The sequence below is a fragment of the Mogibacterium neglectum genome, from assembly GCF_030644205.1.
Taxonomy (GTDB): domain Bacteria; phylum Bacillota; class Clostridia; order Peptostreptococcales; family Anaerovoracaceae; genus Mogibacterium; species Mogibacterium neglectum.
Genome location: NZ_CP128647.1, coordinates 573,742 through 598,490, shown reverse-complemented (window position 1 = coordinate 598,490; position 24,749 = coordinate 573,742). Strand labels below are relative to the sequence as shown.

Sequence of the window (24,749 nt, the reverse complement as noted above, 5' to 3'; positions counted from 1 at the left end):
TTTACAAGATTTAGCGATTCTAATCTGATATGTCAAGAGAAGTTATCAACAGTTTTTAAAAATGTTTTTATATATTTTTGTTCGATTTGCGAAAAAAAATTTAACAAGGGGGGAAATATGACTACAGAAAAAGTTTTCCACAATAATCACTACTTAAAAACACTAGAGGCGACAATAACTGATATAGTTATTTCCAAAGGAAGGACTGAAATTATAACAGATAGAACCATTTTTTTCGCTGAGGGTGGTGGGCAAACTGGTGACAGAGGGATCATTCATCTATCAGATGATAGCAGCAAAATAGTAACCATTTTTGATACTTATGATTCAGGTGATGCAGTGGCACACTATACAAAAGACGATGTCCCTTTTGTGATTGGAGACAAGGTTACTCTAGAGCTAGATTGGACATTCCGCTTCTCAAATATGCAGAGGCATTATGGCGAGCACATACTGAGTGGTGCGATATACAAATTATATAAGGGCTCTAACAAGGGTTTCCATATGGGTCAGAATTATATAACCATCGATATTGATCTCGGCGGTGAACTCATGACGGAAGAAATGCTAGAGGCCTCCGAGGATCTCGCCAATGAAGCAATATGGGCAAATCTTCATATACAAGCTCACAAATTTGACTCAGTCGAAGCTGCCAATGATATGCCTCTTAGAAAAGCCGTTAGCGATAAAGTAGATGGTGATGTAGTAATTGTCACGATAGGAGATCCTGCAAGTCCCTTTGACTGCTGTGCATGCTGTGGCACCTACCCTGCTTATAGCGGAGAGGTTGGCCTTATAAAAATATTTAAGGCCGAGCCTAACAAGGGCATGACTAGAATCTTCTTTGACTGCGGCCGAAACGCACTGCTTCACTACCGTGAGTCACACAAGATTCTTACTGAAGTAGCTGAGAAATTTTCATCTAAGCCAGAGAATCTCATGAATGCACTTGCAAAAAAAGACAAGGAAGAGACTGAGTTGAAAGGAGAACGCGCAAGTCTCGCTGAATATGTTCGCAATGCTGAGGCAGAAGCGATTTCAAATAGTTATGAGTCTAGCATGGAATTCATATACAAGGAGTACGACAATATCTCCCCTAACGACATCCAGAAGCTTGGATTTATGGCGTTAGAGATGATCGATGGGAATAAGCCCCTCCTCGCTCTCGCAAATGCCACTTCCCATACGCTCATGCTCATTTCCGACGGAACCTACCATTGTGGCAACCTCGTTAAAGAACATGCCAAGGATTTTGGTGGAAAAGGTGGTGGCCGCGATGATAACGCGAGAGCACAATTCGGCAGCAAGGATGATTTAGAATCATTTGTCAAAGCGATAAAACAGAATATATAGCTTGATACTTTGTCATTATATTGTGTTATAATCAGCTTAAGGAGACGGTGTTATGTCAAATAAAGTCATAGTAACAATCGGAAGAGAATTTGGTAGCGGAGGTCATGAAGTTGGTAAGCGACTTGCGACCGAGCTTGGAATAAAATTCTATGATAACGAATTCATCAGCATGGCAGTTCAGAAGACTGGATTTCATGAAGACTACGTTAAGAACAACGAGGAGAAGGCCCCTGATTTTGCAGCTAGTGCACTCTTTTCAGGAATCGAGCTGTATCAGCCATCTCCATACGATAAGATTCAGGCAGAGGAGTACAAGATTATCAGAGAGATCGCTACTGAGGATAGCTGTGTTATCGTTGGTCGTGGTGCTGATTACATACTAAGAGATCAGTCACACGTTAGCATCTTCCTTTTCGCTCCTCTAGAGGATAGAGTAAAGCGTAAGCTCGCTCTATTATCTGGACAAGATGCGAAGAACATGACTCCTGCTCAGATGGAAAAGATTGTTAAGCAGATGGACAAGCAGCGCCGCAGATACTATGAATACTACACCGATACTAAGTGGGGAGATAGAGATTCATATGATTTGCTCATCAATACCAGCCGTGCAGGCATCGATGGTGCAGTAAAGATCATCAAGACATACATAGAGTCGAGTCGTGGCGAAAGCATGATGCCAGACTAGATTTCGATTTCGGTCCCAATTCTAAACTAGAACAATTCTTAAATAGCAACATAAAACGCAGATGTTTATGATTGAATCAGTGAAGATTCTTTCTTTAGACATCTGCGTTATACATTTCTAATTCGGATAAGTCGAACTATATCGACTTCAAATACTCAACCTCTGCTGGTCCAAGCTTTCTATAGCCGCCACCTGCCAATCTCCCGATTACTAAATTACCAATCTTAATCCTCTCTAACTCCTGAACTGGCGCACCGACAGCCTTAAACATACGGCGAACCTGGTGATTCTTGCCCTCATGTATGGTGATATCAACTACCGTTGAGTTTCTATTGTGCTTTCTCACCTCTACCTTGGCAGGCGAAGTTTTAAATCCTCCTATATCTATGCCTTTTTCAAGTCTAGCAATCTTACCGCGTGTAAGTATGCCAGATACTACCGCACGGTAAGTCTTGTCTAGTTCCTTCGACGGATGCATGAGTTTATTTGCAACATCTCCGTCATTTGTAAGAATAAGAAGACCTGAAGTATTATAATCTAGCCTTCCCACAGGAAAAATTCTCCTATCCTCGTCTTGGATAAGGTCGAGAACCGTCGGTCTATTCTTATCATCCGAGGCAGTGGTCACATAGCCTACCGGCTTATTGAGCAGTATATATGTCTTGCCAACTTCAGGCGATATCTTCCTGCCCTCGCACAGAACCTCATCAACTGGCTGCACATCATATCCCGGCTCTTTCATCACAGCACCATTGACAGCCACCTTGCCGTCTATTATGAGCTGATCAGCCTTTCTCCTGCTCGTCACACCACAGGAAGCTATATATTTATTTATCCTCACTGTCCGCATCTCCTTCGAAATTAATAGATAGCTGCTCGTGAGCATTCTCCACTTCGTATTCTTCAATATCGTCGAACTCTGTTATATCTGGTAGATCCTTGATTGAAGAAAAGCCAAATTTCTTGAGGAACTCGTCTGTCGTCTTGTACAGCAGTGGACGACCAACGCCTTCTGACCTGCCAGCAACATCGACTAACTCCTTGCTCATTAGACCATCTATGACTCTCTCGCTCTTAATACCTCTAATTGAATCAATCTCTCCCTTAGTAACAGGCTGTCTGTAAGCTATGATGGCAAGCACTTCAAGCGCTGCCTGCGATAGCTTCTTAACCTTTACTGGTGTGCAGAGTTTCTCAATGAATATCTCATTTTCAGCGTGTGTCACAAACTGAAAAGCCCCATCCACCTCTCTGATTCTGATACCACGCCCCATCATCGCGTATTCGCGTTGCAGCTCTAGGAACAACTCCTTGACTTCCTTCTTGTCAGCATCTAGAACTTCTGCTGCATCCTTTACCTTAAGTGGTTCTCCCCAGACAAACATCATCGATTCAAGTGCTGATTTCATTACCTTATCATTGTACATCTGTCTGAACCTCTTTCTTAATAACACTGATATTCCCGTAGTTTTTCTCTTGCCTTGCATCAACTTCTTGCATCTTAATCATCTCAAGAAGTGACATAAATGAGAGTGTAATGTCGTATCTGTCCGCCTCTACAGGCACGAGCTCTGTAAAATCAATACATCCACCGACAGAAACTCTGTCCTTTATAACATCTGTCATATATTTTATGCGATCTTCTATCGAAGTCCGCTCTCTCTTTATTCTCCGATATCTCTTTTTTACATCTGCCACACGCTTTTTCTTCTGCAAGAAAGCATTGAACGCGTTAACAAACTGCTCTATGTCTGCCTTTAAAAGCTCATCCGGAGATTCAAGGTACTGTGACATATCCTCGGCTGGTTTCTCATGTATGCACTGATTTGCCTCAAGCCTCTCCTGGAGCATCTCGGCAATCTTCTTAGTTCGTACATATTCGGCAAGCCTGCTTGCAAGCTCCATACGTGGATCTTCGTCAATTACGACTTCACCAGTGTCATTAACACGAGGAAGCAGCATATGTGATTTAAGCCTGATTAGTATAGCTGCTAGGACTATGAACTCACTGCTCACTTCGACATTAAGCTCGCCCATCTCTTTGAGATATCCTATATACTGCTCCGTGATTTCAGCCACTCGTATATCGTATATATCCATCTTGGCATTCTGAATCAGATAAACCAGTAGATCGAATGGCCCTTCAAATTTATCAATTCTTACTTTGTACAAGTGCTGCCTCCACGTTTGAATTCATCATCAAAAAATATTTCTTCTAGGTATAGCCCTTCTGGCGGTGCCGTAAATCCCGCTTTACTCCTATTAGTGGATGCTATAATAGATTCCATCTCACACGCTTCCCTCTTACCAGTTCCAACCTCAAGCAGCGTACCAACTAGGATTCTCACCATATTGTATAGAAACCCATCACCAGTAACCCTAATAATGGTTCTGTCACCTTCATCTGTTACGGTAATATTAGTGATTGTCCTGACCGTTGTCTCTCTAGGTGTGCCACCTGATGTTTGAAATGAAGCGAAGTCATGTGTTCCAACAGCGAGTATTGCAGCCTCACGCATCGCATCATGATCTAGCTCTAATCCAAATTGATACACATGATTTCTCTCGAATATGTCACCACTTCTATCAATAATATACTTATATGTCTTGCCATGACAAGAAAATCGTGCGTGAAAATCTTCTGGAACTTCATGCGCCGAAATAACCTTAATATCACCAGGAAGTCCACTTCTCCCTAGACCCCCTGCCCCGAATCTTCTGTTCATTATATCTGCTAGCTTATCAGTTGGAAGCGGATTGTCCCATGTAAAGGAACAACATTGACCTAATGCATGTACCCCTGTATCTGTTCTGCTTGTGCCATTTACAGGCACTTCATATCCAGCGATAAAACGAAGCACATGTTCAACTTCGCCTTGTACAGTTCTAACATCAAGCTGCTTCTGCCAGCCATGAAAGTTTGTCCCATCATATTGAATTTTAAGAAGAATATTCTTGCTGTTCTCAGACATATTTGCCTCTCTATACAGTTATACAAAATAGTTATTGTAACTATCACTATAAGATGCCATGTATTAACTTAGCTAGGTTTACTATAGTAACACAAGAGGAAGATAATCCCATAGCACCAATATGTATAAAGTTACCGCAGGAAGCGCATATACGAGCATAGGTCTATGTTCATCCGCATCGAATTTATTCGCTATGCTCAGATATACTATGTGTATAAGTGCGAATATAGAAATCAAAATAAAAATAGTAATCACGCCGTGAACTCCCGTCACCAGACCAATCGATATGTAAAACTTGAGATCTGCGCCACCGATTACGGTCTTGTGATATATAATTCTTCCTAACCCATATGTAGCAAGTCCAAGCGACAATCCGATGAGCGCACCGTAAAGAGGTTCGAGTAGTCTCTCGTTAAAGCTCACAAAACCAACTGCAGATACAGCTAATAGCACGTTCAGTTGATCAGGAACTACCCTGTACTTAGCATCACATATAGCCATCATGGCGATAATAAATATCAAAAGTATACCAGCAATCATAAACTGCGACGATTCCCTTATAGACAAAAATACACCGCTCGCTCCGAAGAATACTGTAAAAACAAGCTTCCAAGGAGTGCTAGGCAGTCTCTGTTTCTCGCCCTCAATATCCGCGATAAGTGATGGAGGCAGATTTTCTCCCTCCTCCTGGAACCATCTCACAGGCATGTTATTGAACCAAACAACTGCACCATTCCCTAGCAGTAATGCGATAATTACTGAAATTACCGATTTAATTATCATAAATACGTAATATTGATCCATTCGCTAATTATAACATACAATATAATGGATAAGGCACCCTAAAGGGTGCCTTAATGTACCTATTATAAGCATTTTATCAACAAAATCTATCTTTTATTCGATTGTCTCCATACATTTAAATTCTTAGCAGACTCAACAAGCTCATCTCTGAAATCAGGATGCGCTAAGCCAACGAGCTTTTCAGCACGTTCCCACACGGAAGCCCCTGCAAGATTTTCAATGCCGTACTCCGTTACCATGGTGTATGCTTGACTGCGTGGGTCCGTAATTATATCACCGCCAGTGAACGTAGGTTTGATATTAGAATGTAGATTCCCCTTTTTATCCGTATACGTAGAAGGTAGTGCGATGAAGCTCTTAGCTCTAGGATTCTTGAAACCTGCAGTGAGGAAATCGAGTTGCCCTCCAGTTCCACTGATGTGCCTTGTGCCCGCACTTTCTGCTGAAATTTGTCCAAATAAATCAACAGCAATACAACTGTTTATGGAGACGAAGTTGTCGATTTCTCCTATTACAGAAAGGTCGTTTACATAATTTATCGGAGCACAGCACATGCTAGGGTTGTTTGCCACCCAGTCAAATAATTCTTTTGTACCGTGGGCGATACTGAAAACCGATTTACCTCGCATTATGTCATGCTTATTTAAATTTGTTATCTTACCTGCCTTGTACATATCTAGATAAGCATTTACTAGCAGTTCCGTGTGTATCCCTAGGTTCTTGAGTTCAGACTCGGCAATTAGCTTTCCGATTGCATCTGGCATACCCCCGACTCCTAGCTGAATGCATGCCCCATTAGTCATTCGATCAACAATAGACTCAGCTATCTGCTGCTCCACCGGGCCAGCCACAATTGAAGGGAATTCAGTCAACTCTTCATGCACACCTTCGATAACCATATCTACTTCTGATATATGAATCGTATTCTCTAGTCCATGAACGAAAGGTAGCTTCTCATTTACCTCAAGAATGATAATATCAGCTACATCGAAAACTGCGCGAGCATGAGAATTGCTCATCGACATGTTAAAGTAGCCATGTTCATCCATCGGTGTTACACCCATGACAGCAACATTTACCGTGAGAAAACGCCTGTAATAGTCAGGAAGATTTCTAAATACCATAGGAATGAACTTGCAAAGCCCCCTATCAGATAGCTTTCTCTCGTATCCAATCATATGCCATGAGTTATATGTAAAGTGTTCTGCCTCTGGATCCTGTTCAGCTATCTGAAGTGGTTTAGTTATGAGTAGAGCACGAACTTTTACGTCCTCAAGTTCATTTTTTCTTGCTGCAAGCGCCTCATCAAATAGAGTTGGAAAGCCCTGATAGCATCCGAAATCAACCCAGTCACCACTCTTTACGACCTGCGCAGCTTCGCTAGGTGCTTTTAACTTTGAATTATATAGTTCTCTATAGTTCATTGATATCCTCTAACCTTTCGTCTATCCAAGTTCTAATATCGTCGTACACAGAGTCTCTGTCTGTCTCATTAAGGATCTCATGTCTGTCATCATAATACAGTTTGATGTCCACTATGCACTTCGTATTACTCACGTACTGCATATATGCTTTTCTAACGCCTTCACCGAAGTCACCTACTGGGTCTTCTGCACCAGAAACGAAGAGCATAGCAAGGTTTGGAGCGATCGTCTTAGCTCTATCCTTGTCAATACACCTCAAGATACCTTTAAACATCTCTTTGTATGCATTTACAGTAAAAATAAAGCTACACCACTCTTCATCGCAGTACCAATCCACGATTTCAGTATCCTTGGTTAGCCAGTCAAACGGTGTTCTTGCCGGCTTAAACTTTTTATTATACGAGGAGAATGCCATAGAGTTAATGAGTTTACTTCTATACCGAGGTCCCCTCACAGCTTTAAACAGGGATGCCAGTGCACTTCCCGCATGCAAAACCAAAGCATTAGGCTGGCCTGTCCCCATCACTATCGCGCCAGCTAGACCTTCAGAGTAGCTAATATCATCATTATCCGTTTCAGTTAAATACTGACGCAAGAGGAAGGAGCCCATACTGTGACCGAGTATAAAATAAGGAATATCTGGATATTCCTTCATCGTTCTATTTCTAAGTTCATGTATATCAGCAATCAGCGTTTCATTTCCATAATCACCAAAATACCCATAATCATCAGGTGTAAGCGCCGATTCCCCATGGCCCAGCAAATCATGTCCAACGACAACATATCCGTGATCGGTCAGATACGAAGCAAATGCACTGTACCTGCCAACGAACTCAACCATTCCGTGTACTATCTGTAGCACTGCCGTAGGCTTCTCATCTGGTATCCATTTTCTAACATGTATCGGAGTCTTCGCATCTCCTGACATAAATGTTTCATCAATCTTTTTCATAGGTTAATTCCCTGCCTGTAAATATCTGTGCGATGTACGCTATTTACATAGTTACTTTAAAATTTTCTGTCCGTGGAACTGATAATAGGTAGTCTGAAGTCTTCCGTTATATAGCTTACGTCTTCTATCAGCTTTTCTATCAAATATCTTCTCCACTTCGCGGTCAGTCGTAATCATGAAGAGAGACCACGTAGGATCTTTTTCAAGAATCTCTTTTAGGCGCGCATAGATTTTATGAATCGCTTCCTTATCACCTATTCTCTCACCATACGGAGGATTTGTAATTATGATTCCGTTTGATTCATCCGCTCTGAATTTGCGCATATCCATGCGGCTGAATGATATATCTTCTTCAACACCTGCTTCCATAGCATTGGCCATAGCTGCTGTAATCGCCTTACCATTTATATCAATGCCCTTGATGATGACTTCACTATCGTAATCAACAGCATTATATGCCGCCTGACGCTCTTCATTCCACAGTTTCTCAGGGATGAAGTCCCATCCCATCGCAGCGAACTTGCGGTTAAGACCAGGGGCAATATTTCTAGCCATCATAGCCGCCTCAATTAGGATCGTTCCAGATCCACAGCATGGATCTACAAGAATCCGTGGCACGTGGTCAGGATTATCCTTATCTCGGCGCATTACACCTTCCTTCCAGAAGCTAAGCCTTACAAGCGCTGCTGCTAGTGTCTCTTTCATTGGTGCTGCAACATCCACGGTCCTATAGCCACGCTTATGAAGTCCTGCCCCCGAAGTGTCGAGTAGTATCGTGACATGATTTTTGAGTATCGAAAATCTGACGCGATAATTTGTACCCGTTTCATCAAAGTGACTCTGCACGTAGAAATCAGAAAGCCTTGAAACTATCGCTTTCTTGATTATGCTCTGGCACGATGGAACGCTGTGCAGTGTGGATTTGACAGATGTTCCTACAACAGGAAATGCAGCATCAACCGTGAGATAATCCTCCCAACCGATACCGCGAACCTGCTGGAATAATTCTTCAAAGGTTTCAGCCCTGAACTCAGCCACTTTTATGTAAACTCTATCAGCAGTCCTGAGCCAAATGTTGGTGTGAGCTATGGCTCTCTCATCACCGATAAAGGTAACTTTCCCATCTTCGACCTTCACTACACTGTATCCAAGATCCTGCAACTCCATCTTTACTACCGCTTCAAGTCCAAATGTCGCTGTTGCAATTAATTCATACTTCATATACTATACTTTCTCGAAAACTCGTCATAGAGCTCTGCGAATTGAGGATTAACTTATCTTTGACACCACTAATAATCAATAAATTAAACTATATATATTTTAGTATTTTATCATATTGCTTATATGTCTGCCTCGTTTTTGAAAATAATTTCAATTCTTTTGGAATTGTTATTGTACTACTATATTTATGAGCTATTTTATATCCAATCACTGCCTTGCAAATCTACTGAATTTTAAAAGCGCAGCATAAAGCTACGCCTTCAAGAAGAAAAATTAAAAAGGTGTATATCTATAAATGATATTTTAATGAATGGAAACCTCTGAAAACTGGAACTCCAGTATATGTGAGTACGTCTACCTGATTAGTCATAGCCTGATATGCACCGGATGCGAGAGCCGCAATTTCCCACTCCCCTGGCATAACCCATGTTTCTGAAATCCAGTCCACGTATTTCTCTAAACTTCTTACTATATATTCGCTTCTTGCGAGCCCACCTGTGATGAGGATTGCATCCACATCGCCTTTGAGCACGCATGCACATTCGCCTACAGCCTTTGCAAACTGATAAATCATCGCATCGAGGACAAGCTTTGCATATTCATCATTGTCCTCTTCTATACGTCTCATGATTTCCTTAACATCAGCAGTTTCTAGGTGACTGCTAAGTCCACTATTCCTAACAATCAAATCTTCAAGCTCTTCATGTGAATAGTCGCCGCTAAATGTCATATCAATTAGCTTCTTTGCCGGTATCGTTCCGGCTCTTAGCGGAGTCATTGGACCGTCGCCGATTAGATTATCGTTGCTATCAATCATCCTACCTTTACGATGCGCCGTTATAGATACACCGCCGCCAAGATGGCAGATGATGAAGTTTGACTCATTATAAGCTATGCCTTTTTTCAAACAGTAGCGTCTTGCTACCTCCTTCTGATTTAGGCAGTGAACGTGACTATCTCTATAAATCCCTTTGATGCCTGTAACTCTAGCCAAATCCTGAAATTCATCGGTATCTGGCGGATTTACGATATAAGCCTTCGCATCGTATTTGTTGGCGAGCTGCCTTGCTATTTGAGAGGCAAGTAGAGCAGGATGGTGTATTCCTGAAGCTGCGGTCTCACAATCGTATATGATTTTATCATTTATACAATATACACCGCTGGTTGAAGGAAGAAGCCCTCCACCTCTGCCGACAAACGCATCAACCTCTTGCAGATTAACTCCATTACATGCACACCTGTTTTCAACGAGTAGCTTTCTGTAGCTGAGCTGTTCCTGTATGCTGCCAAACTGGGAGAGTTCATCTTTCTTATGATATATATTCTCGATAAATATCTTTTCGCAGTTGTGATAAAACCCGAATTTCGTCGATGTAGACCCAGGATTTATAGCTACTATGTTATATATCTTTTCTTCCATAATGTCCCCCTATGGCAGTTATGAAGAACAGGGGAATGCAGGACGTGCCCGCACACCCCTGTACTTGCCTATTATTAAGCAGTTTCTTTCGCTGCTTTAATTGAATCGATTAGCAGTGGAACAACCTTAAATAAATCACCAGCAATTCCGTAATCTGCAATTTCGAAGATTGGAGCCGTCTCATTCTTGTTGATTGCTATGATGCATTCAGAATCCTGCATTCCAGCCTTGTGCTGAATCGCTCCAGAGATTCCTAGTGCAACATATATCCTCGGATGAACAGTCTTACCAGTCTGTCCTACCTGATGATCCGCACTGATCCAGCCTGCATCCACGCAAGCTCTCGACGAACCTACTACGCCGCCGAGCAGTTCCGCAAGCTCAGTTGCAAGAGCTATACCGCCCTCAACATCTTTTGCGATTCCTCTGCCTACAGATACGATTACATCAGCACCGATTAGGTCTACCATTTTCTTAGCAGCCTTAACGATATCTAGAACCTCTGTCTCGATATCAGAAGCTACTAATTCGAACTCTGGATGCACAATCTCTACCTTTGCAGCTCCAGCTTCATCGTAAGGTCTCTTCTGCATTACCCCAGGTCTTACAGTTGCCATCGCCGGTCTGAACCTTGGGCAAACGATGGTAGCCATCAGGTGTCCACCGAATGCAGGACGAGTCATCTTAAGGTTGGTATTTACATCAAAGAGTTTAGTATCAAACTTCATGTTGTCTACATCTAGAGATGATCCAGAGCGCAGGAAGTTTATATATCCATCGAGATCAATATCGAGGTGTGTACAGTCTGCGCAAAGTCCTGTATGAAGTCTTGCTGCACATCTAGGCGCAAGGTCTCTGCCGATGTTAGATGCTCCAAATAGCATTACCTCAGGTCTAAACTTCTGCACCGCTTCGCTTATAACCTTAGTATATCCGTCGGTGGTATAATTTTTGAGCAGTGGGCTGTTATATACGTATACCCCATCTGCACCGTAGCCGCCGAGCTCAGCAGCGAGATCATCTACATCATCTCCGAGAAGTATTCCATATAGATTGCATCCTAGCTCATCTGCTAGTTTCCTGCCCTCGGATATAAGTTCAAATGTTGTTGGCATCATCTTGCCTTGGCGCTGTTCGCAGAACACCCATACATTCTTGAAAGCGTCGATTTGTGAACTATCGTAAGCCATTTTGAATTCTCCTTTCTATATGATGTGCTTGCCTGTCAGAATCGATACAAGCTCATCAGTGGTATTCTTGTCTGAACCTTCTAGCATCATGCCGCCACCCTTAACTGGAGGTGTAAACGACTTATAGATGTTGGTTGGAGAACCCTTTAGTCCAATAGTAGTCTTATCGATAAGTGGATGATTCTCAAGTGCTGCAAAATCCATTATTTTAAGTGGCATATCCCAGCACTTTTCAGTTCCGATTACGCTCATATATCTAGGTGTATTGAGTTCCTTAATGCAAGTAATCATGCATGGTGTTGGAACTTTTACGAGCATATATCCATCTTCTAGCATTCTCTTGATAACGAGCACATCACCTTCCTTGGTAACCTCACCAGCATATGTAACCTGTGGTAAATGTAGCTTCTCAGCAATCTGAGGTCCTACCTGTGCAGTGTCACCATCGATAGCCTGACGTCCAGCGATTATTATGTCATCCTCTTCGATTCCATAAGTATCTATTGCAGCTGCGAGAATCTGCGAAGTCGCATATGTGTCAGAACCTCCAAACTCACGAGCGGAAACTAGCACTGTCTCATCTACACCCATCGCCATGAGTTCTCTGAGCATTCCTTCTGCTGGCATAGGTCCCATTGTGAAGGCTACTACCTTGTATCCAAACTCTTCCTTTAGTGTAAGCGCCTGCTCTACAGCATTTAGGTCATCTGGGTTGATGATAGTCTGCATAGAAGCGCGGTTAAGTGTTCCATCCTCGTTTACTGCAACCTTGCCAGAGGTATCAGGAACCTGTTTTACTGTTACAAAAATTTTCATTTATTCCTTCCTCCTCTACTTAAGCAAATTATTTGCGATTACAACTTCCTGAATCTGGCTAGTTCCTTCAAATATACTCATGATACGAGCATCCCTATAAAGTCTCTCTACTCTATATTCCTTGATATAGCCATATCCACCATGAATCTGCACAGCCTTGTAAGCACAGCGGTTTGCAGCTTCTGCAGCGAAGTACTTAGCGATAGAGCAAGCCATTCCTGCCTGAGGAGAATTTTGGTCCTTGAGAGTAGCTGCGTGATATGTAAGCTGTCTTGCAGCTTCAACATCAGCCTGCATCTCAGCGATCATGAAGCTCACGCCCTGGAAATCCGCGATTCTGCGGCCAAACTGCTTACGCTCCTTAGCGTACTTTACAGCTTCATCGAGGCAGCCCTGAGCTACTCCTACCGACATAGCCGCTACACCGAGTCTACCTCCATCAAGTGTCTTCATGGCATACTGGAATCCCTTGTTGAGAGGTCCAATAAGATTAGCCTTTGGCACTCTTACATCTTCAAATACAACGTCAGAAGTTGGATATCCATTGATTCCCATCTTCTTCTCAGGTGCTCCAAGCGATACTCCGTCTGCGTGCATGTCTACGATGAACATCGAGATTCCACGAGAACCCTTCTGAGATAAATCTGTCTTTGCATAGATGATAATCCAGTCAGCCATAGGCGCACCAGAGATGAAACACTTACGACCATTGATGATAAAGTCATCGCCATCTGGAATTGCTGTCGTAGTGGTTCCACCCGCATCTGATCCTGCACCAGGCTCAGTCAGTCCGAATACTAGGATTTTTTCACCACTTGCAACCTGTGGGAGATATTCCTTTTTCTGAGACTCGCTCCCTGCTAGTAGAAGAGGACCTCCACCGAGCGAGTTTGATGTATTTGCATATATTGCAAGAACTGCATCCTGGCGAGCGAACTCTTCGTCCATGAGTACATATGTCAAGCTGTCAGCTCCAGCTCCGCCGTACTCCTCAGGAATCTTCACTCCCATAAATCCGTAGCGGGACATCTTCCTGTGCATATCCCAGTTGAATTCGCCGGTTTCATCTAGTTCATCCTGAAGCTCCTTAGTGAATTCTGTCTCTGCAAACTCGCGGAACAGTTTCTGCTGAAGTGCATGCTTTCGATCTAAAATCATTTACTTACCTCCTTAGCATGGTATCTCATGAGATGACTTGCCTTCTGTCAAAACCTCATAGATGCTGTCAACTCCACATGCTGCCATAGATTCAGCTGCTTCTTCAGTGAAAAATGCCATGTGTGGTGTGTGATATACGTTTACGAATGAACGCAGATATTTGAGCTTAAAGTAAGGCATTCCTTCAGTTCTGATAATGTCTGTGTTGTGTGGAATATGAATAATACCAGTCTCTCCTGGAAATGCATCACAGAAGAGCGCGCCGATTTTTTCACTCTCAATGCCCTCGATAATAGCATCTACATCGAGCAGTTCACCTCTCGCGTTATTGACGATAATCACTCCATCCTTCATCTTTGCCACTGCATCTCTATCAATCATGCCAGTTGTAGCTGGTAGTAGTGGCATATGGATTGTAATTACATCGCATTCCTTGTATATGGTATCCATATCAACGTAGGTTGCGTATTCCTTAACCTCATCGTCCTGAACCACATCGTAAGCTAGTATCTTACAGCCAAATCCGCTAAGAATCTTGATTACGGTTTTACCAATCTTTCCTGCACCGAGTACGCCAACTGTGAGGGATCTAAGCTCTCTGCCCATCTTGCCCTTGAGAGTAAAGTCGTTGTCATTTGTGTTATACAGTGCCTTCTTCTGGTGACGCATGCACATCAGAATCGCCATTACTGAGTATTCAGCAACTCCATTAGGTGCATATGTACCATTACAGAGCTTAAAGCCAAGCTTCTTAGCATACTCAACATTCATGTGATTGTAGCCAACGCAGCGTGATGCGAGTACCTTAACTCCCATCTTCTTTAGTTCATCAAGCACCTCGTTAGAATATGTGCTCTGCCCTAGAGTAGTGATTCCATCACTTCCTTCAGCAAGGTTAACCGTAGTTTCATCGAGATTAGCTCTCGTAATAATAACGTCTATACCGTACTTGTCACATAGATTTCTGATGACAGGCTCTTCATCAGGTCTAACTTCATATGCAGTAATTTTCATACCATTTCTCCTTTGTAAATCACTTTTCTTGTTTCAAACCTATGCATTTTCCCTGTAATTTTTTAATTAGTCCCTAAGTGCTGGATCCATATCGATTGCAGCACCACTCTTTATTAACTCATCTATAGCTTCAGCGGAATACCCCAGTTCACCGAGTATGTCCTTTGTCTGTTCTCCAAGGTAAGGGCCTCTTTCATATGGAGGTAGTCCCATCTGGTCGAATAGAACTGGTGGTCTAACGAGTGTACGCTTATTTCCGTTGCTATAAGCCATCTCATAGAAGCAATCCGATGCCCAAGCTTGCTTATCTTCGAGGAGGCTATCCCATTCCTGAGCGATTGCATATGGCAAATCATTTGCATCCAGTAGCTTGCACCACTCGTCGCAAGTCTTCTTCTTAAACTCTTCGGTTATCCACGCCGAGAACTCTTCACGGTTAGGAATTAGATTCTTCTGTGGATAATATCTAGGATCATCAGCAAGCTCTGGATATCCCATTGCATTCATCAGTATTGGATAGTGCCTATCGTACTGAGGCATTGCTATCTGCAGCCATTGTCCATCAGCAGTCTCATAGCAGAGCACAAGCGGATTTCCGAGCTTCCATCTCTCCATAGGATACTGCGTACTGTCTGCTCCGTATTGACTTGCCTGTAGCATCAGTGAAATATCCCAGATTGCACTATGAAAAAGAGATACTACCACGTGATCTCCTTCGCCAGTCATCTTAGCCTTGAATAATGCTGCGAGAACTCCAGCTGCTAGGTTCATAGCAACCTGGTGGTCTCCGAAGCCCTGGACTGTTAGCATTGGCAAGCTGTTCTTGTCACGTAGAGGTCCTAGGATACCGCCTCTTGCATAGAATGCAGTGAAGTCAAATCCTGGGAGATCCTTATCCGGACCCTTTTCTCCGTATCCTGATACGTATCCGTACACTAGCTTAGGGTATTTCTCGTGTAGAGTTTCCCAGTCTAAACCTGCTCTCTTGAGAGGTGACTGACGCCAATTGCAGATAAATACATCTGCTGTTGCCAGGAGCTTCTCGAGGGCTTCTCTTCCCTCTTCAGATTTCGTATTGAGAGAGATGCAAGTCTTGCCTGCATTCTCAAGATCGTAGGATGTATTCTCCTTCTGATCCAAAGGTCTTCCTTCGTTTACGGCAGTGTAACGAAGCGGATCTCCCATAGGTGGCTCTACTTTTATTACTTCAGCTCCCAGGTCAGCTAAAAATCTGGCTGTGCAAGGTGCGGCGATAAATGTTGCCATCTCAACAACTCTGATTCCCTCAAGTGGTCTATTTCCCATTTTATCCTCCTTGAATTTATCTATATGCGCATTACGTTTTAAAACATTAACATGTCACGGAATGTTTCGAGATTAGTCTTAACCTGCTCGAACTGCTTCATCTGCCTGTCTACTTCAACTAGAGCAAGAGGTAGATCAGCCTTCTCACATGCTTCCTTAATACATACGAAGTCGAATTCCTCAGGATCGCAGAACTTTGTCATTACAACGACAACTCCCTTTGCGCCTCTCTTCTTCGCTATATCTATAATCCACTGAATTCTTGGCTTTTCTACGTTGAAGAGAACTGAGCAATTGTCAGTGTTTGCGAACTTAACAGCGAGAGCCTGTAATGGATCATCTCCATCTGGCACATCAGTTCTATACTGCCTTGAATGTGCACAGACATCATCTGCTACGATATGAATTCCTATCTCATCGAAAGCTTCACTTAATCCTGTCATGTCGGTAAGAATCCCAGATACAACTACTGGATAATTACCTACGCTCTCATCGGAAGCCTCAAGCTCGGCGATAAGTTTATTTACAAGAGCTGTATGTTCCTCTACAAGCATATAGTTAGCGCTTGCAAATATGTCGCTTCTCTCCTGCACCGTCACTTCTGCGTGCCTTGCAAGTAGTTCATCCACACGTCTCATCGCTTCGTTGTGTTCGTTATAAAGCTTATTCGATTCAGTTAGCCTATCCATCGAGAACGTCGCGCCAGTACATTCCTCGAGATCCTTAATAACTCTTTCGTATCCAGCTCTCGTATATGCTACTCCATATGCAGGCTTTCTATTCTGCGGATAAGTCATAGGGATAAACTTGATGTCAGGGACTGCATACTTCCAGTTCTCACCCATGGTCTTAAGCGTGTCACAGAGAGATGGGATTATGATTGCACTCGCACCCTTGAACTTTCCATCTATTCCTAGTTCTAGGATTGATTGTACGATAGAGCACATGAATGCAGGAAAGTATTCCTTCGACCTGTTAAGCTCCATGTCGGCTCCCCAAGTTCCCATTGGAACAAGCCCCATCGAGTGCACAATTTCATCGGGTGTGTAGTAAGGAACCGTAAGCACAATTTTCTTGCCTTCTGTAAGGTATTTATCCATCTGCTTGCGAGGAGATGATGCTATCTCATGAAACTCTTTAATTGAACTGTATGTCATAGCTACTTATCTCCTTTCTCAGCTTTGTTTGACTCCATAATTTCCATAAGGCCCTGCACTCTCGTGTCATATTGTGCCTCAGAGAAGTTCCTTGGGTCTGCTTGATCTCCATCAAAGCTTGTAACTGGTATATCGCAAGCCTCTCCAATCTGTCTGCTCATCTCGTACATGAATCCGCTCCACAGCTTGCATGAACGGTTGGTGTGTACAAGCAAACCTTCAACGTGATTGTCCTTGCAAAGCTTAATTCTCTTATCTCGCGACTTCTCGAGGTTTATGGCATTTGGTACGCTACAATAGGCCTTAATCATCTCTTCAAACGAGTGATAGTCAAACCCAAAAGCATCCGCATATATCGTAGTTACCATGTTGATGCCTCGATCCTTGAGGCCATGTGATGTTGCCCTCAAATATGGCCAGCACGCGATTCCCTCGAACATGATTCTGTATTTCTCTTCTGCCCTAAATGTACTTGTTCCATTTAGGTGATTTTCCTTATACTCCTTGAGCAGTGTCTCCATCGCTTCGCCTGCTTCTTCCTTACCTCTTGCCGTAACCATTACAGCCATATGGTTCAGAAGGTCGAATCCATTGAATGGAGAAGGCACGTATTTTGCCTGTGCTGTTGCATCAAGCCATGCTCTGCTCGCCCTGCAGCTAAATCCGGTAACTTGTTTGAACTTTTCATCGTCCCATTTTAGATTAAAAAGTTTTTCAAGTTTGTGAACTGCATCCCAGAACTGAGCGGATACATATTCAACTTCAGCATCAGACACTTCGTAATCTGGGTTAAACGGTATGTCGAGGATAATCATTGGGATGTTTAAATTTCTTGCTAAATTCTCGTACCACTTAATCATGCAGTTGCAGATGTTATTGCAGCATAAAAGCACATCTGGCATCGCCACATCCTGTTCTGGACATTCTTTTAGCTTTGCATATGCAAGGCTCACCCTAGCATATGCGCATATATCATTTGAGTAACCATCTGCCTCAGCGACGTTGCACATTCTCTCTCCTGCACCTCGAGCAGCAATTCCTGCAGCCTGATTTTCAGGATAAGCAGTAGCAATGCCTAACGTCTCTGGGATCTCTACCGGAAAGTTGCTCGAAACCCATGCAACTGGAACGCCTTTCTTTTTAGCCTCAATTGCACTTGCGAACGCATCTCCAGCAATTTTACCAAGCTTGAATTTTGCTGAATTAGGATCAATAGGCTTCTTAGGCTTTTTGATTTCCTCTGCCATAACCATACCTCCTCATTTGTTTTGTTAATCTATTAGAAAAATTTAATCATATATATTTCTTTCAATACCAAATCTGCACTATTATTGTTATTTTTATAACATCATTTCTTAAAATTTTTTACTGCTCTATAGAGCAGTAAAGCTATTTTTTATCTTTTCCTTACTTTTAAAAGCATATACAGCTGCACCAATTGCTCCAAAATACTGCGCGAGTGGATCATACTCTATCTGAACTTCGAGAGCCCTACTCATCGCATCCCTCACAGCACTGTTTTTTGCAACGCCACCTGACATGCATACCTTCTCCTTTACACCAGCTCTACGCGCAAGCGAGCTAACCCTTGATGCTACGCTGTTACAGATTCCGGCAATTACATTCTCTCTGCTCTCACCATTTGCGAGCTGACTGATCACTTCAGACTCTGCAAAGACTGTACAGGTGCTTGAGATAGTAGCCGGGCTATCTGCTTTTGATGCCAGCACCTCTAGTTCAGATATGTCTGCTCTTAGTATGTTTGCCATTACATCTAAAAATCTACCTGTGCCAGCTGCACACTTGTCATTCATCACAAAGTTCGTCATTCTTCCTGAATCATTCAAGCAGATTACTTTTGCGTCCTGACCGCCTATATCTATTACAGTTCTCACTTCTGGAAAAATAATTTGACTTCCTAGCGCATGGCATGTTAGTTCGCTTACTTCTAAATCACATCCTTGATATTTATTTCTGCCGTACCCAGTAACAACGCTACATGAAATATCAGATTCTTTAAGTCCTGAGAGCTTCATAATCTCCGCTATGACTTCCTCTGGACCAGATGTACCAAGACCTCCAACTCTTAGAGCCTTTGCGACAATCCTTTTTCCATCTTCGAGTACCACGCTCTTCGATGTAGTTGATCCTATGTCTAGTCCAAGGGTAAACATCTGACAGCCTCCTTTCTATGTACAATTTCATTATATATCTCGTTATTTTATAGTCAACCAACTTTGTTAAAAAAATATTATAGTTGTTTTTCAAGTGTGTATTTAATTATTTTTAATAGTTTTGTTTTTATGACTCCAATAATTGAATTTCTAAGCGTTTAAAAAAAAGAAGGGGTTATCCCCTTCTTAAAACAGTTTTTCTATAAAAATTTTTAACAGCAATGTCCGTGTATTCGCTATTTTGCTCTTTTTATCTGTAAGATAAATCTTAATTATAAAATTAATCCACCTTTATCTTATCCCAAAGCTTTGACATTCTCTCCATGCTCTTGGCGTCTGTACCATTCTTTTTAAGCTGCTTCATATACATCTCTTTTGGTACCCCCATCTTCTTATATGCACCAAGATACTTCTTGGAATAATTGGTCATGTACACGAAGAATCCGCCCATATATGCAGCACCTACTACAGCCAAAACTGCTGCTGCAATCCATGTCCAGAAAAACCCGCAAGCAAAAATCAAAATTATCCATACGATTCCGAGGATTCTATTAATCTTTGTAATTTTTTCAATATTGATAGATTTTGGAACCTGGATATCTTGCTCTTTCATCTGTTTCTTATATAAATTCTGCTGATAGCCTTTCGACTGTCTTATGTATTGTGGTGGTCTCTGCTTACCTTTGCTCATTTCATTATTCCTTTTCTAATTAATCTAGTGTAGTATTTTAACACAATTTATTTACTCCTTTCAAGCGATTTGAACATCTCTTGCATCGTTGGGTTGTTTTTGGTAAGTTTTTTTATCGTCAAATCCTCAGCTTTATTATTCGCTAGTCTCAAGTTATTTTCTGAAGAAGTTAAAGCCTTCTTGATCTTTTCAAGATGACTAATCGATTTATCTATCTCATCTATAGCTTCCTGGAACTTTCTAGATGCTAAATCGTAATTTCTTGCAAAAGCACTCTTGAATTTCTCCATGTCCTCCTCAAAATGTGTGATATCAACATCCTGCGCCTTCATCGTCTCCAGTTCCTGCTTATACTTAAGAGAGTTATACCCCATATTGCGAAGCAGAGATATCATCGAGATGAAAAACTGAGGTCTTATCACATACATTTTCTCGTATCTATGCGATACATCTACAATTCCTTGATTATAATACTCGTTATCTGATTCTAACATCGAAACGAGCACTGCGTATTCGCACTTTTTTTCGTTTCTATCCTTATCGAGCTCCTTGAAAAAATCTTCATTCTTATGCTTCGTCGCTGTGGTATCCATCTCATTCTTCATTTCGAACATGATAGACACAACCTCTAATCCAGCATCATCCTTTTCCCTAAAGATATAGTCGCCCTTGCTTCCACTCCTAGCATCATTGTCTTTTTCAAAATAAGCATTCTGAAATGCAGTTGATCTAAGCTTGTTAAATTCTATCTCACAGTGTTGCTCCAGGGTCTCTCCTACCATTTTGGTAGACTGGCGGGTCTTAAGATCCTTGTAATAATCAATTTGCTCATCCTTCATCTTAAGCTTGGTCTCATACTCATCCTTAAGCACCTGTATGTTCAGTTCAGCCTGCTTTTCGCTAACCTTTAGATCACCAGAGAGCCTTTGAAGCTGTTCCTTCTTCATTGAAAGTTCTTCATCCTTCGATGCAACAAGCTTACGGTACTCTTCGTCTTTTTTATCGACTAATTTCCTATACTCCGATTCCTTCTGCTGTACTGCTTCATTAATTGCCAATGCTTTCTCTTTATTATAAGCATTGATACTAGCACGAAGTTTTATTATCTCCTGCTCTTTGTCTGCGATAAGCTCCTGGACTCTCTTTTCAGTCTCGGCCTTAGCAAGATTTACGGCCGCAGCTTTGTCGTCTTTATACTGTTCCTCAGCACGCTTTATCTCATTATTGAATTCCCTATCTCTGACCTGTTTAACTATGGCTGCATAGCCGGCTTCATCAATTTGAAAGGCTTCGCCACACTTAGGGCATTTTATCTGCTGCATAATCTTCCTCCTACGAAGTGATACTTCTATTTTATACAAAAAAGCTTCGGTGAAAAAGCTTTAATCTCATCACCGAAGTTAATTTTTCATTTAATCGAATCAAGTAACCTTCATTTTATTTTATAAGCAATAATAACATATTTACAAAATCCGCACGTTTCATAATACTATAGATTAATGCAGTCCAAACTACTTATCTTCAGGTATTACCTCGACATCTACATCTACCGCATCCTTGGTAAATTCATCTTCCAGTCCCTTACTAGCAGGTTCATCGCGATTGTATGACCTGGATTCCGAATAATAATACTGCTCAGATTCACCAGCACTCCGCCTGCCCCATCTCTTCGAGATAGCTTGAAATAGCACAAGTATGCCGACAACAATCCAAAAAACAGGGTTCAAAATTATAGCCATTACAACTGACAAAAGTATCAGCATAATAAATATTCCAATCAAGCAGCCGAGGCCACCGTCATCACGATAGTACATCTCTTTTCCCCCTACGTATTTACTTTCACCATATCGATGATTTATTTCTTATTCTATATCGCGTATTATAACACATCGTATTTGTGTTTTAGGTGACGCATTGATAAAGAACCCCTTATGAAAAACGTATAATAGTATTAAAAAATGGGGCAAAAGCCCCATATCTTATATGAATAATATCTGCACTTATATTGGGTTTAGCCGAAGTACCTCTTTAGAAGACCAGCGAATGCCTTTCCGTGTCTAGCCTCATCTCTAGCCATCTCATGAACTGTATCATGAATTGCATCGAGGTTAGCAGCCTTAGCTCTTTTAGCTAAGTCAAACTTCCCAGCAGTTGCACCATTCTCAGCATCGACTCTTAGCTGTAGATTCTTCTTTGTGCTGTCAGTTAGTACCTCTCCTAGAAGTTCAGCGAACTTAGCAGCATGCTCTGCCTCTTCGTAAGCAGCCTTCTCGTAATATAGTCCAACCTCAGGATATCCTTCTCTGTGAGCAACTCTAGCCATTGCAAGATACATACCTACCTCACTGCACTCACCCTCAAAGTTTGCTCTTAGATCAGCCATGATGTCTTCACTAGAACCCTGTGCAACACCTACAACATGCTCTGCTGCCCAAGACATCTCGCCTTCCTGCTTCTTGAACTTCTCTGCAGGAACTCCGCAAACTGGGCACTTCTCTGGTGCCTGATCTCCCTCATGAACGTAACCACATACCTGGCATACATATTTAGCCATTTTCATTCTCCCTTCTTCAGCTCTGCTGAAATACATAAAATAAAGTCATTTTGTTAATCATCTATGCACGGTCCTTCGCCATGCAGTCGGGGCAAAGTCCATAAAAGTTAACATCGCACCCTTCTATTGAACCAGAAAAATCATCCTGGACAATTTTAATGATTTCCCCTTTGTCAGTATCAATATCGAGAACAGCACCGCATCTGTTACAGAAGAAGTGTGCATGAGGCTTTACATTATAATCATACCTAGTAGCCCCATCAGTGATAATGGTCGAAACCTCTCCCATTCCTTCAAGCTGTTTCAGATTTCTATATACGGTCGCGATACTAAGATTAGGCATGCTAGTCTTAAGCTCAGAATATAGGATCTCCGCTGTAGGATGATCTCCTCTATTCGATAATTGATCTTTAATTGCTTGACGCTGTTTGCTGTACTTAATCATTAGCCTCCTCTAATATTGATAATCGTTATTGTTAACAATATGATACCACATTAAATTTGATTGTCAACAACTAAATTGAGAAAAATTTAAGTTTGTCGTTTAATATACCAGTAATGTTGATATTATTGATATGTTATGCTAATCTAACTATAAATGAAGGAGGGATATTTCATGAAAATTCAGAAGTCTTCAGAAGATTATTTAGAGACAATGCTGATGCTTAGTGAGCAGAGAGGATATATTAAGTCCATCGATATTGCAAGACATCTCGATGTAACTAAGCCCAGCGTTTCATATGCTACCAAGAGGCTAAGAGAGAACGGCTACATTACTATGGACGATGATGGTCTAATTCACCTCACTGAGACTGGAATGTCTATTGCTACAAAAATTTACGATAGACACAAGATGTTGTCTCGTTTCTTAAATCTACTAGGTATTGATAAGAAAACTGCTGATGAGGATGCGTGTAAAATCGAGCATGATATCAGCCAAGCTACGTATGAAGCCATTTGTAACCATGTTAACAATTTCTTGGCAGAGTGCCCTGCAATGAATCACGATGAAGATTCGTTGGAATAATGAATCTCAATATAATTTTATAAGCTTACAAGCCACCATCTCAACTAAGAGATGGTTTTTTCTTGTGCTAAGTACATACCTTTCTCTTGCCTAGCTGTTTACTTGTCAAGCATTATATGGCAGAATTAATAGTAATATATGATTACAAGCCATATATTAGTAGTTTGTTTTCTTCGCTTTTGTGATTTGTGATGCGTGTGCACTTTTTTCTTTTGCACCAAACATACTTAAGACGGAGAACATAGGTTATTGCTGTCTCACCTTATTAAGGAGATACCTCATGGCAGAACTTGAAAGAAAGCGCAAATTTCCAATAGCATTTTGGATTTGTGGTTGCACAGAAATCTTTGAGCGTCTATCATTTTATCTTGGTCGTTCTCTGATTCTAGTTTTTGTTACCACTGCTGTTGCATCTGGTGGTCTTGGCCTTGCAAATACAACAGGTGCAAAGATGCAAGCGGATCTAACCGCTTATTCATATCTAGCAGGTTTCCTAGGAGCATTCATCACGGATAAATTAGTCGGTGCTAGATATACAACTCCGGTTGGAATGCTCATCATAGCATTCGGATACTTCTCAGGATCTATTGCACATGATGCCAAGCTTGTATACGTTATGGTATTCTGCGTTGCATTTGGTCTAGGTCTATTTAAGACTGGCCCACTAATCGGAAGAGTTGTTCGCCCTGAGAATCTTAACTCAGCGTATTCTATCCGTTATTCACTCGTTAACGTCGGTGCATTCTTCGGACCCCTAGTTGCTGGATTCCTATATCAATATACCTTTAGTCAGGCGATGTCCTAGGCTTCCGTCCTTGCTTTAGACTTGCAG

26 protein-coding genes are annotated in these 24,749 nt (G+C 41.9%); 4 read left to right on the top strand and 22 right to left on the bottom strand.

The annotated features are described in order from the left end of the window. The first annotated feature begins 117 nt into the window (after positions 1 to 117). Both QU661_RS02740 and QU661_RS02735 read left to right on the top strand, forming a co-directional pair. The gene (locus QU661_RS02740; RefSeq protein WP_304990237.1) at positions 118 to 1,353 is read left to right on the top strand and encodes an alanyl-tRNA editing protein; all 1,236 of its coding nucleotides are present in this window, start codon (positions 118 to 120) and stop codon (positions 1,351 to 1,353) included. A gap of 52 nt (positions 1,354 to 1,405) precedes the next feature. Further along, a complete protein-coding gene (locus QU661_RS02735) occupies positions 1,406 to 2,038 on the top strand; it encodes a cytidylate kinase-like family protein (protein WP_304990236.1) in 633 nt (210 codons plus the stop codon). A gap of 136 nt (positions 2,039 to 2,174) precedes the next feature. Here the strand turns inward: QU661_RS02735 and QU661_RS02730 are convergent, their stop codons facing one another. From QU661_RS02730 to QU661_RS02625, 22 genes are all read right to left on the bottom strand, one after another. Beyond that, positions 2,175 to 2,888, bottom strand: coding sequence for a pseudouridine synthase (locus tag QU661_RS02730; protein WP_334307219.1), 714 nt, complete (start codon positions 2,886 to 2,888; stop codon positions 2,175 to 2,177). Next, the gene (gene scpB / locus QU661_RS02725; RefSeq protein WP_304990234.1) at positions 2,866 to 3,465 is read right to left on the bottom strand and encodes an SMC-Scp complex subunit ScpB; all 600 of its coding nucleotides are present in this window, start codon (positions 3,463 to 3,465) and stop codon (positions 2,866 to 2,868) included. The genes QU661_RS02730 and scpB overlap by 23 nt, the downstream gene beginning before the upstream one ends. Next, entirely contained in the window at positions 3,455 to 4,210 is a 756-nt protein-coding gene (locus QU661_RS02720) for a segregation and condensation protein A (protein WP_304990233.1), read from the bottom strand. The genes scpB and QU661_RS02720 overlap by 11 nt, the downstream gene beginning before the upstream one ends. Next, positions 4,198 to 5,010 carry a tRNA pseudouridine(38-40) synthase TruA gene (truA, locus tag QU661_RS02715; protein ID WP_304990232.1) on the bottom strand — a complete coding sequence of 271 codons (813 nt, stop codon included), beginning with the start codon at positions 5,008 to 5,010 and terminating at the stop codon, positions 4,198 to 4,200. The genes QU661_RS02720 and truA overlap by 13 nt, the downstream gene beginning before the upstream one ends. Before the next feature lie 81 nt (positions 5,011 to 5,091). Then, positions 5,092 to 5,793: an A24 family peptidase gene (locus QU661_RS02710; RefSeq protein ID WP_304990231.1), complete on the bottom strand. Its 702-nt coding sequence runs from the start codon at positions 5,791 to 5,793 to the stop codon at positions 5,092 to 5,094. Positions 5,794 to 5,900: 107 nt separating this feature from the next. After that, positions 5,901 to 7,238 carry an acetyl-CoA hydrolase/transferase family protein gene (locus QU661_RS02705; RefSeq protein ID WP_304990230.1) on the bottom strand — a complete coding sequence of 446 codons (1,338 nt, stop codon included), beginning with the start codon at positions 7,236 to 7,238 and terminating at the stop codon, positions 5,901 to 5,903. Then, a complete protein-coding gene (locus QU661_RS02700) occupies positions 7,228 to 8,190 on the bottom strand; it encodes an alpha/beta fold hydrolase (protein WP_304990229.1) in 963 nt (320 codons plus the stop codon). The genes QU661_RS02705 and QU661_RS02700 overlap by 11 nt, the downstream gene beginning before the upstream one ends. A 51-nt stretch (positions 8,191 to 8,241) precedes the next feature. Next, the gene (locus tag QU661_RS02695) at positions 8,242 to 9,411 is read right to left on the bottom strand and encodes a THUMP domain-containing class I SAM-dependent RNA methyltransferase (RefSeq protein WP_304990228.1); all 1,170 of its coding nucleotides are present in this window, start codon (positions 9,409 to 9,411) and stop codon (positions 8,242 to 8,244) included. Positions 9,412 to 9,700: 289 nt separating this feature from the next. Further along, the gene (gene buk, locus QU661_RS02690; RefSeq protein ID WP_304990227.1) at positions 9,701 to 10,831 is read right to left on the bottom strand and encodes a butyrate kinase; all 1,131 of its coding nucleotides are present in this window, start codon (positions 10,829 to 10,831) and stop codon (positions 9,701 to 9,703) included. A 74-nt stretch (positions 10,832 to 10,905) separates the two neighbouring features. Next, on the bottom strand, positions 10,906 to 12,021 hold the full coding sequence (gene acrA / locus QU661_RS02685; RefSeq protein ID WP_304990226.1) for an acryloyl-CoA reductase electron transfer subunit beta: 1,116 nt from the start codon (positions 12,019 to 12,021) through the stop codon (positions 10,906 to 10,908). Positions 12,022 to 12,036: 15 nt separating this feature from the next. Then, on the bottom strand, positions 12,037 to 12,837 hold the full coding sequence (gene acrB, locus QU661_RS02680) for an acryloyl-CoA reductase electron transfer subunit gamma (RefSeq protein WP_304990225.1): 801 nt from the start codon (positions 12,835 to 12,837) through the stop codon (positions 12,037 to 12,039). 15 nt (positions 12,838 to 12,852) lie between these two features. Beyond that, entirely contained in the window at positions 12,853 to 13,995 is a 1,143-nt protein-coding gene (locus QU661_RS02675; RefSeq protein ID WP_304990224.1) for an acyl-CoA dehydrogenase family protein, read from the bottom strand. Between the two features lie 12 nt (positions 13,996 to 14,007). Further along, a complete protein-coding gene (locus tag QU661_RS02670) occupies positions 14,008 to 15,009 on the bottom strand; it encodes an NAD(P)-dependent oxidoreductase (protein WP_304990223.1) in 1,002 nt (333 codons plus the stop codon). Between the two features lie 66 nt (positions 15,010 to 15,075). After that, a complete protein-coding gene (locus QU661_RS02665; RefSeq protein ID WP_304990222.1) occupies positions 15,076 to 16,314 on the bottom strand; it encodes a CaiB/BaiF CoA transferase family protein in 1,239 nt (412 codons plus the stop codon). A 38-nt stretch (positions 16,315 to 16,352) separates the two neighbouring features. Beyond that, a complete protein-coding gene (locus QU661_RS02660; protein WP_304990221.1) occupies positions 16,353 to 17,471 on the bottom strand; it encodes a 2-hydroxyacyl-CoA dehydratase subunit D in 1,119 nt (372 codons plus the stop codon). 2 nt (positions 17,472 to 17,473) lie between these two features. Next, positions 17,474 to 18,718, bottom strand: a complete 1,245-nt coding sequence (locus tag QU661_RS02655; protein ID WP_304990220.1) for a 2-hydroxyacyl-CoA dehydratase subunit D — start codon at positions 18,716 to 18,718, stop codon at positions 17,474 to 17,476. Between the two features lie 126 nt (positions 18,719 to 18,844). Beyond that, on the bottom strand, positions 18,845 to 19,645 hold the full coding sequence (locus QU661_RS02650; RefSeq protein ID WP_304990219.1) for an acyl-CoA dehydratase activase: 801 nt from the start codon (positions 19,643 to 19,645) through the stop codon (positions 18,845 to 18,847). Positions 19,646 to 19,925: 280 nt separating this feature from the next. Then, entirely contained in the window at positions 19,926 to 20,336 is a 411-nt protein-coding gene (locus QU661_RS02645) for a hypothetical protein (protein WP_304990218.1), read from the bottom strand. Between the two features lie 47 nt (positions 20,337 to 20,383). Further along, positions 20,384 to 21,658, bottom strand: coding sequence for a DUF2130 domain-containing protein (locus QU661_RS02640; RefSeq protein ID WP_304990217.1), 1,275 nt, complete (start codon positions 21,656 to 21,658; stop codon positions 20,384 to 20,386). A gap of 189 nt (positions 21,659 to 21,847) precedes the next feature. Beyond that, positions 21,848 to 22,150, bottom strand: coding sequence for a hypothetical protein (locus QU661_RS02635; RefSeq protein ID WP_304990216.1), 303 nt, complete (start codon positions 22,148 to 22,150; stop codon positions 21,848 to 21,850). A 197-nt stretch (positions 22,151 to 22,347) separates the two neighbouring features. Next, positions 22,348 to 22,890, bottom strand: coding sequence for an NADH peroxidase (locus QU661_RS02630; RefSeq protein WP_304990215.1), 543 nt, complete (start codon positions 22,888 to 22,890; stop codon positions 22,348 to 22,350). 61 nt (positions 22,891 to 22,951) lie between these two features. Then, complete coding sequence (locus QU661_RS02625; protein WP_304990214.1) at positions 22,952 to 23,335, bottom strand: Fur family transcriptional regulator; 384 nt, start codon at positions 23,333 to 23,335, stop codon at positions 22,952 to 22,954. A gap of 171 nt (positions 23,336 to 23,506) precedes the next feature. Between QU661_RS02625 and QU661_RS02620 the strand changes: the two genes are divergently transcribed. Both QU661_RS02620 and QU661_RS02615 read left to right on the top strand, forming a co-directional pair. Further along, the gene (locus tag QU661_RS02620; RefSeq protein WP_304990213.1) at positions 23,507 to 23,917 is read left to right on the top strand and encodes a metal-dependent transcriptional regulator; all 411 of its coding nucleotides are present in this window, start codon (positions 23,507 to 23,509) and stop codon (positions 23,915 to 23,917) included. A gap of 280 nt (positions 23,918 to 24,197) precedes the next feature. Then, complete coding sequence (locus QU661_RS02615) at positions 24,198 to 24,722, top strand: MFS transporter (protein ID WP_304990212.1); 525 nt, start codon at positions 24,198 to 24,200, stop codon at positions 24,720 to 24,722. Positions 24,723 to 24,749 lie beyond the last annotated feature (27 nt).

Coding starts and splice junctions, on each gene's coding strand:
- QU661_RS02740 (WP_304990237.1), top strand. CDS start 118: ATGACTACAGAAAAAGTTTTCCACAATAATCACTACTTAAAAACACTA.
- QU661_RS02735 (WP_304990236.1), top strand. CDS start 1,406: ATGTCAAATAAAGTCATAGTAACAATCGGAAGAGAATTTGGTAGCGGA.
- QU661_RS02730 (WP_334307219.1), bottom strand. CDS start 2,888: ATGCGGACAGTGAGGATAAATAAATATATAGCTTCCTGTGGTGTGACG.
- scpB (WP_304990234.1), bottom strand. CDS start 3,465: ATGTACAATGATAAGGTAATGAAATCAGCACTTGAATCGATGATGTTT.
- truA (WP_304990232.1), bottom strand. CDS start 5,010: ATGTCTGAGAACAGCAAGAATATTCTTCTTAAAATTCAATATGATGGG.
- QU661_RS02710 (WP_304990231.1), bottom strand. CDS start 5,793: ATGATAATTAAATCGGTAATTTCAGTAATTATCGCATTACTGCTAGGG.
- QU661_RS02705 (WP_304990230.1), bottom strand. CDS start 7,238: ATGAACTATAGAGAACTATATAATTCAAAGTTAAAAGCACCTAGCGAA.
- QU661_RS02700 (WP_304990229.1), bottom strand. CDS start 8,190: ATGAAAAAGATTGATGAAACATTTATGTCAGGAGATGCGAAGACTCCG.
- QU661_RS02695 (WP_304990228.1), bottom strand. CDS start 9,411: ATGAAGTATGAATTAATTGCAACAGCGACATTTGGACTTGAAGCGGTA.
- buk (WP_304990227.1), bottom strand. CDS start 10,831: ATGGAAGAAAAGATATATAACATAGTAGCTATAAATCCTGGGTCTACA.
- acrA (WP_304990226.1), bottom strand. CDS start 12,021: ATGGCTTACGATAGTTCACAAATCGACGCTTTCAAGAATGTATGGGTG.
- acrB (WP_304990225.1), bottom strand. CDS start 12,837: ATGAAAATTTTTGTAACAGTAAAACAGGTTCCTGATACCTCTGGCAAG.
- QU661_RS02675 (WP_304990224.1), bottom strand. CDS start 13,995: ATGATTTTAGATCGAAAGCATGCACTTCAGCAGAAACTGTTCCGCGAG.
- QU661_RS02670 (WP_304990223.1), bottom strand. CDS start 15,009: ATGAAAATTACTGCATATGAAGTTAGACCTGATGAAGAGCCTGTCATC.
- QU661_RS02665 (WP_304990222.1), bottom strand. CDS start 16,314: ATGGGAAATAGACCACTTGAGGGAATCAGAGTTGTTGAGATGGCAACA.
- QU661_RS02660 (WP_304990221.1), bottom strand. CDS start 17,471: ATGACATACAGTTCAATTAAAGAGTTTCATGAGATAGCATCATCTCCT.
- QU661_RS02655 (WP_304990220.1), bottom strand. CDS start 18,718: ATGGCAGAGGAAATCAAAAAGCCTAAGAAGCCTATTGATCCTAATTCA.
- QU661_RS02650 (WP_304990219.1), bottom strand. CDS start 19,645: ATGTTTACCCTTGGACTAGACATAGGATCAACTACATCGAAGAGCGTG.
- QU661_RS02645 (WP_304990218.1), bottom strand. CDS start 20,336: ATGAGCAAAGGTAAGCAGAGACCACCACAATACATAAGACAGTCGAAA.
- QU661_RS02640 (WP_304990217.1), bottom strand. CDS start 21,658: ATGCAGCAGATAAAATGCCCTAAGTGTGGCGAAGCCTTTCAAATTGAT.
- QU661_RS02635 (WP_304990216.1), bottom strand. CDS start 22,150: ATGTACTATCGTGATGACGGTGGCCTCGGCTGCTTGATTGGAATATTT.
- QU661_RS02630 (WP_304990215.1), bottom strand. CDS start 22,890: ATGGCTAAATATGTATGCCAGGTATGTGGTTACGTTCATGAGGGAGAT.
- QU661_RS02625 (WP_304990214.1), bottom strand. CDS start 23,335: ATGATTAAGTACAGCAAACAGCGTCAAGCAATTAAAGATCAATTATCG.
- QU661_RS02620 (WP_304990213.1), top strand. CDS start 23,507: ATGAAAATTCAGAAGTCTTCAGAAGATTATTTAGAGACAATGCTGATG.
- QU661_RS02615 (WP_304990212.1), top strand. CDS start 24,198: ATGGCAGAACTTGAAAGAAAGCGCAAATTTCCAATAGCATTTTGGATT.